This window comes from Micromonospora acroterricola (genome assembly GCF_003172955.1).
GTDB classification, from domain to species: domain Bacteria; phylum Actinomycetota; class Actinomycetes; order Mycobacteriales; family Micromonosporaceae; genus Micromonospora; species Micromonospora acroterricola.
The window spans coordinates 1-9,841 of the sequence record NZ_QGKR01000260.1; the positions used below are offsets into that span (position 1 = coordinate 1).

Genomic DNA, 9,841 nt, shown 5'->3' on the forward strand with positions numbered 1-9,841 from the left:
CCCCCCGGCTGGCCACCCCCTGGTCAGATCCGGCCCACGGAGTCCTGGTTCTGCAGCACCAGCCAACGGCCGTGGTGGTACGTGTAGCTGACCCCGATCAGCAGCGGAACCCGGGTGCCGGTGGCCGGCACCGCGTAGACGGAGTCGAACAGCACGAAACCGGTGTGGCAGCCCACGACGGTCTGCTTGGCCACGCTGAACGACTGGGTCCAGGAGTCGTCGGCGAAGAACCCGCGCAGCCAGTCCACGGTGGCCCTCTTGCCGTCCAGCACCTCCCCGTCGGAGGCGAAGACGGAGGTGACGTCGGGGTGCAGCAGCGCGGCGAAGCCGTCCAGGTCGCGCCGGGCGGTGGTCTCCACGTACGCCCGGACGGCGCGGTCGAAGGCGCGCTCGCACCCGCGGGCGGCCGCGTCACCGGTTGTGGCGTCACCTGGGTCGGAGGTCGCGGCGGACACCGCGGCGGGAGCCGCGGCCAGCAGGCCGGCGGTGAGCCCGACCAGGGCGATCGTGCGGGCGAGCCGGCCGGCGGGGCGGGCGGAGGCAGGTGGGCGCATCCGGTTCTCCTCAGGGGCGAGTGGTTGTGCCGTCGCAGACAACCCGGCCCGCCGCAGCGCCGGCCAGTGATTCGAACCAGCTCGAATGCGGACCGCACATCGATGCCACCGCTTGTACGATCCGCGTTGTGATGGTCGCGCATCTGGACGGCCCGAGCCTCGCCCGGCTCCGGTTGGCGATCTCGCCGGCCTGGGAGGTGACGTCCTGGCTGCGGGCCGCGCTCTCGCGGTTCGGGCATCCGGTGCACGGCGATCCCGGTCCGGCCGCCCGCGCCGCGCTGCGGCACCCCGACGTGGCCCTGGTCGCGGAGCTGGTGACACCGCCCGGCCGGCTCGGCTACACGCCGGACCTGCTCACGCCGAAGCCGCCGTTGGGCCCGCTCGACGCGGTCTTCGACCAGCAGTTGGCGGCCATGGCCGCGACCCCGGCCGACGAGGTGGCGACGCAGGTGAACGAGCGGTTCCCGGCCGGCGGGATGCCGGGGCGGGTCCGCTCGGCGGTCGAGGACGGCACCCTCGCCCGGCGGGTCACCGACGGGCTGCGGCACTTCTGGCAGGCCGCGCTCGCCGAGCAGTGGCCGGCGGTGCGGGCCACGCTGGAGGCGGAGCTGGCCGTCCGGGCCACCGCGATGGCCACCGCCGGGGTGGGCAGCATGCTGAACGGCCTGCACCCGAAGGTCGGCTGGACCGGCAGGTCGCTGACCATCGAGAGCTCGTACCGGATCACCACGGCGCTGACCGGCGCGGAGCTGGTGCTCGCGCCGTCGGCGCTGGCCTGGCCGCAGGTGTCCACCCAGCTCTGCGACGAGGGCAACGCGGTGCTGGTCTACCCGATCGGCGCCGGGCGGGCGGACGAGCGCCGGGCGGGCCGGCTCGGTGACCTGGTCGGTGCGAGCCGGGCGGCGATCCTGGCGGACCTGGACGTGCCCCGGTCCACCGGGCAGCTCAGCGAGCGGCACCGGCTGGCCCCGGCCACCGTCTCCTACCACCTGGGGGTGCTGCTGCGCTCCGGCCTGGTGGTCCGCGCGCGGGAGCGGCACAGCGTGCTCTACCGGCGGTCCGACCACGGGAACGAGCTGGTCGGCTGCCGGCCGGGTCAGGGCGCGACGCGCTCGGCGAGCCGGCGGAACACCGCCTGGGTGGGCGAGCCGGGCTCCGGGACGTAGGCGATCATCTTCTGGTCGGTCTCCGGCACGTGCAGCACCCGGCACTCGAACTCCAACGGCCCCAGCTCGGGGTGCGGCACCCGCTTGACGATGGGACGGCGTTCGGCCACGTCGTGCTCGGCCCAGAGCTGCGCGAACCGGGGCGAGGTGCCGAGCAGCTCGGTGACCAACTGCTGAACCGCACGGTCGCCGGGGTAGCGGCCGTAGGCGGCGCGCAGGTCGGCGACCGAGGTGCGGACGAACCGGATCAGGTCGGGGTCGGTCCAGTGACTGTCCTCGGCGGGCCGGCGGAACATCCAGCGGATCATGTTGCGGTCCGTGGCGGGCACGCTCGCCAGGTCCCCGACGAAGTACGTGGCCAGCCGGTTCCAGGCCAGCACGTCGTACGCCGCGTCGACGAGGTACGCCGGGGTCTCGGTCATCGCGTCGATCAGGTACCGCAGGCCCGGGGTCAGCTCCCGGCTCGGCCCGGCGGCCGGCGGTGGGCTCTCCCCCGCCACCCGGAACAGGTACTCCCGCTCGTCCCGGCTGAGCAGGAGTGCCCGGGCCAACGCGGACAGCACCTGCCGGGACGGGTGCGGACCGCGACCCTGCTCGATCCGGATGTAGTAGTCGACCGACATACCAGCCAGTTGGGCCACCTCCTGCCGGCGCAGGCCGGGCGTGCGGCGCCGCACCCCGTCGGGGAGGCCGACCTCGGCGGGGCGCAGTCGCGCGCGACGGCTGCGCAGGAACGCCGCCAGCTCGTCGCGTCGCAGGCAGGTGCGGGTCATGTCCTCAAGCGTGCCTCAGCCACCGGCGGTGAGGGTGGTACCACCGGTCCCAGTCTCAGCCGGTCTCTCCCGCCGGCTCGGCCCAGCGGGCAGCCTCGGGGCATGACGACGAACACGATCGCCCTGATCACCGGGGCCAACAAGGGAATCGGCCTGGCCACGGCCCGGCAGCTCGGGGCGCTGGGCATGACCGTGCTGATCGGCGCCCGGGACACTGAGCGGGGTCGGGCAGCGGAGGAGAAGCTGCGCGCCGGCGGCGCCGACGCCCGGTTCGTGCCACTGGATGTCACCGACGCCGAATCGGTGGAGGCCGCCGCGAAGCTGGTCGAGCGGGAGTACGGCCGGCTGGACGTGCTGGTCAACAACGCTGGCATCGCGCTCGGCGACGGCGCGCGGGCGCTGCCCAGCGACACCACCGTGGCGACGCTCCGCCGGGTGTACGAGACGAACGTCTTCGGTGTGGCGGCGGTGACCAACGCGCTGCTGCCGCTGCTGCGCCGGGCACCGGCGGCCCGGATCGTCAACGTCTCCAGCGAGGTCGGCTCGATCGCGGTGATGACCGACCCGGAGGGCGCGCTGTTCGCGTTGACCTCGGTGCCGTACCCGTCGTCGAAGGCGGCGCTGAACATGCTCACCGCGATGTACGCCAAGGAGCTGCGGGACACCCCGATCAAGGTGAACGCCGCGAACCCGGGCTACTGCGCCACCGACCTCAACGGCAACAACGGCTTCCGCACCCCGGAGCAGGGCGCCGAGGTGAGCGTGCACCTGGCGACGCTGCCCGCGGACGGACCGAGCGGGCTGCTCTGGGGCTTCCAGATGGACGCCGGCGGCGGGTACGGGGTGCTGCCCTGGTGAGGGCTTGACCTGGAGTGCGCTCCAGCCGGCAGGGTGGCACGCGGGCGCCCACCGGCACGGGCGCACGAGAGGAGAACCCCCATGCGGTACCGCACGATCGGCGCCGACCCGGCGACCCGGCGCGAGGTCAGCGTGCTCAGCCTCGGCGCGATGCTGTTCGGCAGCGCCACCGACGAGGCCACCTCGTACGCGATCCTCGACCGGTACGTCGAGGCCGGCGGCACCTTTATCGACACCTCGGACAACTACGCGTTCTGGGTGGACGGCGGCCAGGGCGGGCAGAGCGAGGAGCTGCTCGGCCGGTGGCGGCGCAGCCGGGGCGTCGGCCCCGAGATCGTCATCGCCACCAAGCTGGGCGCCCGCCCGCTCGCCCCGGGGACCAGCTACCTGGACAACGCCGAGGGCCTGTCCGCCAAGGTGATCCGCGAGTCGGCGGAGCGCAGCCGGGACCGGCTCGGCGTGGAGCGGCTGGACCTGCTCTACGCGCACATCGAGGACCGCACGGTGCCGCTGGCGGAGACCGTGGAGGGCTTCGCCGAGCTGGTCGCCGAGGGAACGGTGGGCCTGCTGGGGGCCAGCAACCACCGGGCCTGGCGGGTCGAGCGGGCCCGCGCGCTGGCCGCCGCCGCCGGCCTGCCGGGGTACGAGGTGCTCCAGTACCACCGGAGCTACCTGCCGAACCGGACCGACCTGCCCAGCGAGCTGGACCCGGACGGCGAGCCGGGCGGCGTCAGCGGCGACCTGCTCAGCTACCTCCGCGCCGAGCCGGAGCTGACCCTGGTGGCGTACTCGCCGCTGCTCAAGGGGGCGTTCACGCGGGCGGACAAGCCGCTCAGCGAGGCGTACGACCTGCCGAGCGCGCCCCGCCGGCTGGCCGCGCTGCGCGAGGTGGCCGGTGAGACCGGTGCGACGGTCAACCAGGTGGTGCTGGCCTGGTTGCTGGGCGGCGACCTGCCGTCGATCCCGCTGGTCGGCGCGTCCTCGGTGGCTCAGCTCGACGAGAGCCTCGCGGCGGTGGACCTGGAGCTGACCGCCGAGCAGCGGCACCGCCTCGACACCACCTGGTGACCTACGACAAACCGCCCCGCCGGCGTCAGCCCTCTGCCGGTGGGGCGGTCAGGTCGAGCTGCCAGTCGTTGGCCCGCATCAGGTGCCCCGGCGGGTATTCGAACCCCGTCTCGCCCAGCAGGGTGAACCCGGCCTTGCGGCAGACCGCGTTCGAGGCGGGATTGTCGACCGAGGGGTAGGCGTGCGCGTAGCGGCGGGTCCGCCGGGCGCGGGCGACGTCGACGACGGCGCGCACCGCGGCCGTGGCCAGCCCCTGCCCCCGGTACGCGGGCAGCACCGCCCAGCCCATCTCGTACACCGGCTGCTCGCGCCACTCCCGGGCCCAGTAGCCGACGCTGCCCGCCCGCGCCCCGTCCGGCAGCACCAGGGTGAACATGCAGCCCTGGCCACCCTCGGCGAAGTGCACGTAGCGGTCGTGCCGGGCGAGCACCTGCTCATCGGTCTCCGGGCCGCCGGTGTGCTTGCGCGTGTCCGGTGAGTTGAGCTGCCGCAGCAGGTCGAGGTCGTCCTCGTGCCACGGCTCGATGCGTACCTGTGCCATCCCGGCCCCCTCCGTCGGCTCCATTCAAGCCGAGCCCACCGACACCGAATCCCTGAACCGCTGCCCATGCGCCTGACGGGTCGCGGCCCGCTAGTGCGGTGTCCACTAACGTTTGCCGGGTTGGCGGCCGGGGGTTTTGTCGTACCGATGGTGTTGGGTTTGGTTGTGCCTCGTCGTCGGGATCCGGCCGCGCCCCGGGTAGTGCATCGCACCGCGCGGGTGGCGTTGCGGGTGACGCCCGGGCAGCGGCGGCGGTGTTTCGGGTTGCTGCGTTCGGCTGGTGATGTGTGGGCGTGTGTGTTGGAGGCGAACGCGTGGCGGCGTCGCCGCCGGGACACGCCGTTGTCCGGCTATCAGGAGTTGTGTCGGGAGTTGGCGGCCTCAGGGCCGGGCACGTTCGCCGAGTTGGACTCGACGGGGGCGCGGTCGGTGTTGCGTCGGTTCTCCGACGCGTGGTTCGCCGCAGCGAAGCGACGCAAGGACGGTGACGTGTCGGCGGGGTTCCCGCGTCGGCGGCGGGGGTTGGTGCCGGTGCGTTGGTATCACGGCACGTTCGCCCTGCACGGGCGTCGGGTCCGGATCCCGATGGGCAAGGGCGCGTCGCCGTTGTGGGTGAGGTTGGCGCGGGAGGTGCCGTACCCGCTCGAGCAGGTCCGCTCGATCACGCTGCTGTGTGAGGGCCGTCGGCTGTTCTTGGACGTGAGTGCCGAGATTCCGATCGCGACCTATCCGGCCGGCGCTGGACCGGCCCCGGGCCGGATCGCCGGGGTGGACCTGGGGATCATCCACCCGTATGCGGTGGCCGGCCCAGACGGTGCGGGGTTGCTCGTGTCGGGGCGGGCGATCCGCGCGGAGCACCGCATGCACCTGGCTGACACGAAAGCCCGCCGCCGGGCGGTCGCCCGCCGGGCGCCGAAGCCGGGCCAGCGGGGTTCGCGGCGGTGGCGCAAGTACCGGCGCCGCGAACGCATGGTGCAGGGCCGGCACCGGCGCAGGGTCCGTCAGGCCCAGCACGAAGCCGCCCGTTCGGTCGTGTCGTGGGCGGTAGAACAGCGTGTCGGTGAGCTGCGGGTCGGGGACCCGCGTGGGGTGCTTGCCATCAAGGCGGGGCGGCGGCACAACCTGCGGTTGCGGCAGTGGCAGATCGGCCGGCTCTTGCAGGTCCTCACCGACAAGGCCACCCTGGCCGGCATCACGCTGCGCCTCGTGAACGAACGTGGCACATCCTCGACCTGCCCTGCCTGCCAACGGCGGGTACCGAAACCCCGTGGGCGAACCCTGTCCTGCCCGCACTGCCGGTTTTCCGGGCACCGTGACCTGGTCGCGGCTGCCACCATCGCCACCCGCATCCCGGGCGGCGGACCCACCACCCCGACAGCCGTTGTGCTGCCGGAGGTGCTCACGCACCGTCGAGCCGGACGGCACCTTCCCGGTGCCGGCCAGTCCCGACGTGACCCCCGCCGCCCACGGGCGGCGCGAGGATCAGTTGGCCCGCGCAGGCCCGCCCCACCACCCGGAGGGGAGTCGCTCGCCCACAAGGCGAGGATCCACAACCACCACCGGACACCCGGTGCGCCTTCGTGGAAACCGCACTAGATCCGATCTAGCGGGCCGCTAGCCGTCTCCTAGCGCCTCATGGGTGAGACCGAGAGGCCGGGAGGGGGAAACGATGACGCCGCTCAGGATCGCCGTGATCATCGGCAGCACCCGGGAGGGGCGGGCCGGGGACCGGGTCGCCCGCTGGTTCGTCGACCAGGCCGAGCGGCACGACGACCTCTCGGTGACGGTCGTTGACCTCACCGAGTACGACTTCCCGTCCAGCTACCCCGCCCAGCCGACCGCGTCCATCCGGGCGTTCGTCCGCGAGGTGGGCCGCGCGGACGCGTTCGTCGTGGTCACCCCCGAGTACAACCACAGCTTCCCCGCACCCTTGAAACAGGCGATCGACTACGCGTACGACGAGTGGCAGGCCAAACCGGTCGGCTTCGTGTCGTACGGCTGCCGGTCCACCGGCCTGCACGCGGTCGATCAACTGCGCACCGTCTTCACCGCACTGCACGCGATGACGGTGCGCGACGTCGTCGGGATCGACCTGCTCGCCGGTGAGCCGACGCCGCACTGCACCGACGAGCTGCGCCGGGACACCCGCGCCCTGCTCGACCAGCTCCGCTGGTGGGGCCTGGCGTTGCGCGACGGCCGCGCCGCCCGGCCCTACGCCTCCTGAACACGTCCAACGAAAGGTAAGGATCATGAGTAGACGCACCACCGGCCTGGCCATCGAGGCCGAGGGGCTCACCCGCTCGTTCGGGGACACCCGGGCTCTGGCCGGCATCGACCTCCAGGTGCCCGCCGGCACCGTCTACGGGCTGCTCGGCCCGAACGGGGCGGGCAAGACCACGGCCGTCCGGGTGCTCGCGACGCTGCTGCGGCCCGACGGCGGCACGGCACGGGTCTTCGGGCACGACGTGGTCACCGAGGCCGACGCGGTCCGCGGCCGGGTCAGCCTGACCGGCCAGTACGCCTCGGTCGACGAGGACCTGACCGGCACGGAGAACCTGGTGCTCCTCGCCCGGCTGCTCGGCCTGAAGAAACCGGCCGCCCGCGACCGTGCGGCCGCCCTGCTCGCCGCGTTCGGCCTGACCGACGCGAGCGACCGCCAGGTGAAGAAGTACTCGGGTGGCATGCGGCGGCGCATCGACATCGCCGCCAGCATCCTCAACACCCCCGACCTGCTCTTCCTCGACGAACCGACGACGGGTCTCGACCCGCGCAGCCGCAACCAGGTGTGGGAGATCATCCGCGCCGTGGTCGCGCACGGCACGACGGTGCTGCTGACCACCCAGTACCTGGACGAGGCCGACCAGCTCGCCGGGCGGATCGCGGTCGTCGACCACGGCCGGGTGATCGCGGAGGGCACCCCGGGCGAGTTGAAGTCGTCGGTCGGCTCCGGCACCGTCCACCTGCGACTCCGTGACCCCGCGCAGCGGCCCGAGGCGGAGAAGGTGCTCCAGGCGGCACTCGGCGTACCGGTGCAGCTCGAACCCGACCCGGTCGCGCTGCTGGCCCGGGTCGGCGAGGCCGGCACCGACCTCGACGCCAGCGCGCAGGCCGCCCGCGCGCTCGGTGACCTGGCCCGCGCCGGCATCGTCGTCGACGATTTCTCCCTCGGCCAGCCGAGCCTCGACGAGGTCTTCCTGGCCCTGACCGACCACCCCGCCGTGCCCGCCGACGAGCGGGACGACCAGCTGGAGGCAGCCCGATGAGCAACGCCACCACCACCGAACGGGCGCCGTCCGTCTACGTCCCGTCCGCCGAGGCGCTGGCGACGGTGCTCGCGCCCGGTGCCCGACCGCCCCGCCCCAGCGCGCTGGGTGCGTCGCTGACCTTCGGCTGGCGGGCCATGCTGAAGATCAAGCACGTGCCGGAGCAGCTCTTCGACGTGACCGCGTTCCCGATCATCATGGTGCTGATGTTCACCTACCTGTTCGGTGGCGCCCTCGCCGACAGCCCGCGCGACTACCTGCAGTTCTTCCTGCCCGGCATCATGGTCACCAGCGTCGTGATGATCACCATGTACACCGGCATCGGCCTCAACACCGACATCGAGAAGGGCATCTTCGACCGGTTCCGGACCCTGCCCGTCTGGCGGCCGGCCGCCCTGGTCGGCATGATCTTCGGGGACGTGCTGCGCTACATCCTCGCCGCCCTGGTGATCCTCGGCGTCGGGCTGGCGCTCGGTTTCCGCCCCGACGGTGGGGTGGCCGGCGTCGCCGCCGGGATCGGGCTGCTGGTGGTCTTCTCGTTCGCGTTCTCCTGGGTGTGGACGTTCTTCGGGCTGATCCTGCGCAGCGAGAAGTCGGTGATGGGCGTCAGCATGATGGTGCTGTTCCCGCTGACGTTCCTGAGCAACGTCTTCGTCGAGCCGAGCACCATGCCCGGCTGGCTCCAGGCGTTCGTGAACGTCAACCCGGTGACGCAGCTCGTGGCCGCGGTCCGCGCGTCGATGTCCGGCTCGTCGGACCCGTCCAGCGTGATGTGGTTGCTGGCGTGGAGCGCCGGGTTCGTGGTCGTCTTCGGCACGCTCACGATGTACCGCTACAACCGTCGCTGACCCCTGCTCACCCTGACGGGCGCTGCCACTGATGTGGCAGCGCCCGTCTGGCTTTCCGATGGCTTCAGAGCCGCCAGGGCAGCGGCTCGGGCGGCAGGTAACGGCAGGTGCTGCCGGTCGAGACGGCCTCCCGCAGGTGGCCGGCGAGCGCCGGGTGTCGCTCGTCGAGCTTGCGCAGCGTGTCCCGGATCCGCGCGGTGACCGTCTTGCGGGCGCGTTCTGCCTCGTCGCCCAGTCGGCGACTCCGGCCGGCCAGCCCCGCGGCGGCACGCAGCTCGTCGAGCAGCGCTCCGCGCTCGGCGTCCAGCGCCGCCACCTTCCGGTTGTCGTCGCGCGCGGCAGCCCGGTCGATCTCCTCGTCGAGGCGCGCCAGGTGCCGCCGGTAGCGGGCCTTCGCCTCGTCGTCCAGGACCGGGTCGGCACCCATGCGGCGGGCGGCGACCAGCTCCGGCCCGGCCGCCGGGTCGAGCAACTCCACCGCCGGCACATCGCTGCCCGGTCGGCTCAGCAGCAGATGCAGGTCGTGCAGCCCCTTGGCGTCGGGCAGGTGGACGACGGAACCGGCGTATGCGAGCTGCCAGACCGGCCCGTCGCGGCGAAACTCGTACCCCTCGACGGGCACCTCGGGCGACGCGACCTGGCGCGGCCCGACGGCCTGGCCCGACGCGGTGACCTGGCCCGACGCGACGGCCGGGCCTGCCTCGGCGAATTGGCCTGGTGCGGCGGATTGGCCTGGTGCGGCGGGGTCGGCCGGGGTGGCGGGGCTGCTG

General features: G+C 73.1%; 10 protein-coding genes and 1 pseudogene. 7 read left to right on the forward strand and 4 right to left on the reverse strand.

Going from position 1 to position 9,841, the window contains the following annotated elements:
* Window positions 1-23: 23 nt before the first annotated feature.
* Window positions 24-554 (reverse strand): nuclear transport factor 2 family protein, encoded by a 531-nt coding sequence (locus DKT68_RS22845; RefSeq protein WP_109819443.1) that lies wholly within the window; start codon window positions 552-554, stop codon window positions 24-26.
* Window positions 555-685: 131 nt separating this feature from the next.
* On the opposite strand from DKT68_RS22845, the gene DKT68_RS22850 reads away from it, so the two are divergent.
* The gene (locus tag DKT68_RS22850) at window positions 686-1,720 is read left to right on the forward strand and encodes a winged helix-turn-helix domain-containing protein (RefSeq protein ID WP_109819444.1); all 1,035 of its coding nucleotides are present in this window, start codon (window positions 686-688) and stop codon (window positions 1,718-1,720) included.
* On the opposite strand, the gene DKT68_RS22855 is transcribed toward DKT68_RS22850, so the two are convergent.
* The gene (locus DKT68_RS22855) at window positions 1,651-2,493 is read right to left on the reverse strand and encodes a helix-turn-helix transcriptional regulator (RefSeq protein WP_109819445.1); all 843 of its coding nucleotides are present in this window, start codon (window positions 2,491-2,493) and stop codon (window positions 1,651-1,653) included. The two genes, DKT68_RS22850 and DKT68_RS22855, sit on opposite strands and share 70 nt — an antisense overlap.
* Before the next feature lie 102 nt (window positions 2,494-2,595).
* On the opposite strand from DKT68_RS22855, the gene DKT68_RS22860 reads away from it, so the two are divergent.
* Together DKT68_RS22860 and DKT68_RS22865 are read left to right on the forward strand one after the other, a co-directional pair.
* On the forward strand, window positions 2,596-3,351 hold the full coding sequence (locus DKT68_RS22860) for an SDR family oxidoreductase (protein ID WP_109819446.1): 756 nt from the start codon (window positions 2,596-2,598) through the stop codon (window positions 3,349-3,351).
* 81 nt (window positions 3,352-3,432) lie between these two features.
* Entirely contained in the window at window positions 3,433-4,419 is a 987-nt protein-coding gene (locus tag DKT68_RS22865) for an aldo/keto reductase (protein WP_109819447.1), read from the forward strand.
* Between the two features lie 25 nt (window positions 4,420-4,444).
* Here the strand turns inward: DKT68_RS22865 and DKT68_RS22870 are convergent, their stop codons facing one another.
* Window positions 4,445-4,960 carry a GNAT family N-acetyltransferase gene (locus tag DKT68_RS22870; protein ID WP_109819452.1) on the reverse strand — a complete coding sequence of 172 codons (516 nt, stop codon included), beginning with the start codon at window positions 4,958-4,960 and terminating at the stop codon, window positions 4,445-4,447.
* A 147-nt stretch (window positions 4,961-5,107) separates the two neighbouring features.
* Between DKT68_RS22870 and DKT68_RS22875 the strand changes: the two genes are divergently transcribed.
* The 4 genes from DKT68_RS22875 (at window position 5,108) to DKT68_RS22890 (ending at window position 9,071) form a co-directional block, all read left to right on the forward strand.
* On the forward strand, window positions 5,108-6,556 hold the full coding sequence (locus DKT68_RS22875) for an RNA-guided endonuclease InsQ/TnpB family protein (RefSeq protein ID WP_236647036.1): 1,449 nt from the start codon (window positions 5,108-5,110) through the stop codon (window positions 6,554-6,556).
* A 73-nt stretch (window positions 6,557-6,629) separates the two neighbouring features.
* Window positions 6,630-7,184 carry an NADPH-dependent FMN reductase gene (locus DKT68_RS22880; RefSeq protein ID WP_109819449.1) on the forward strand — a complete coding sequence of 185 codons (555 nt, stop codon included), beginning with the start codon at window positions 6,630-6,632 and terminating at the stop codon, window positions 7,182-7,184.
* 25 nt (window positions 7,185-7,209) lie between these two features.
* On the forward strand, window positions 7,210-8,223 hold the full coding sequence (locus tag DKT68_RS22885; RefSeq protein WP_109819450.1) for an ATP-binding cassette domain-containing protein: 1,014 nt from the start codon (window positions 7,210-7,212) through the stop codon (window positions 8,221-8,223).
* Window positions 8,220-9,071 carry an ABC transporter permease gene (locus DKT68_RS22890; RefSeq protein WP_109819451.1) on the forward strand — a complete coding sequence of 284 codons (852 nt, stop codon included), beginning with the start codon at window positions 8,220-8,222 and terminating at the stop codon, window positions 9,069-9,071. Before DKT68_RS22885 ends, DKT68_RS22890 begins: the two co-directional genes overlap by 4 nt.
* Before the next feature lie 64 nt (window positions 9,072-9,135).
* Here the strand turns inward: DKT68_RS22890 and DKT68_RS22895 are convergent.
* A pseudogene (locus DKT68_RS22895) lies at window positions 9,136-9,841 on the reverse strand (ATPase); the annotation flags it as partial.

Coding starts and splice junctions, on each gene's coding strand:
- DKT68_RS22845 (WP_109819443.1), bottom strand. CDS start 554: ATGCGCCCACCTGCCTCCGCCCGCCCCGCCGGCCGGCTCGCCCGCACG.
- DKT68_RS22850 (WP_109819444.1), top strand. CDS start 686: ATGGTCGCGCATCTGGACGGCCCGAGCCTCGCCCGGCTCCGGTTGGCG.
- DKT68_RS22855 (WP_109819445.1), bottom strand. CDS start 2,493: ATGACCCGCACCTGCCTGCGACGCGACGAGCTGGCGGCGTTCCTGCGC.
- DKT68_RS22860 (WP_109819446.1), top strand. CDS start 2,596: ATGACGACGAACACGATCGCCCTGATCACCGGGGCCAACAAGGGAATC.
- DKT68_RS22865 (WP_109819447.1), top strand. CDS start 3,433: ATGCGGTACCGCACGATCGGCGCCGACCCGGCGACCCGGCGCGAGGTC.
- DKT68_RS22870 (WP_109819452.1), bottom strand. CDS start 4,960: ATGGCACAGGTACGCATCGAGCCGTGGCACGAGGACGACCTCGACCTG.
- DKT68_RS22875 (WP_236647036.1), top strand. CDS start 5,108: ATGGTGTTGGGTTTGGTTGTGCCTCGTCGTCGGGATCCGGCCGCGCCC.
- DKT68_RS22880 (WP_109819449.1), top strand. CDS start 6,630: ATGACGCCGCTCAGGATCGCCGTGATCATCGGCAGCACCCGGGAGGGG.
- DKT68_RS22885 (WP_109819450.1), top strand. CDS start 7,210: ATGAGTAGACGCACCACCGGCCTGGCCATCGAGGCCGAGGGGCTCACC.
- DKT68_RS22890 (WP_109819451.1), top strand. CDS start 8,220: ATGAGCAACGCCACCACCACCGAACGGGCGCCGTCCGTCTACGTCCCG.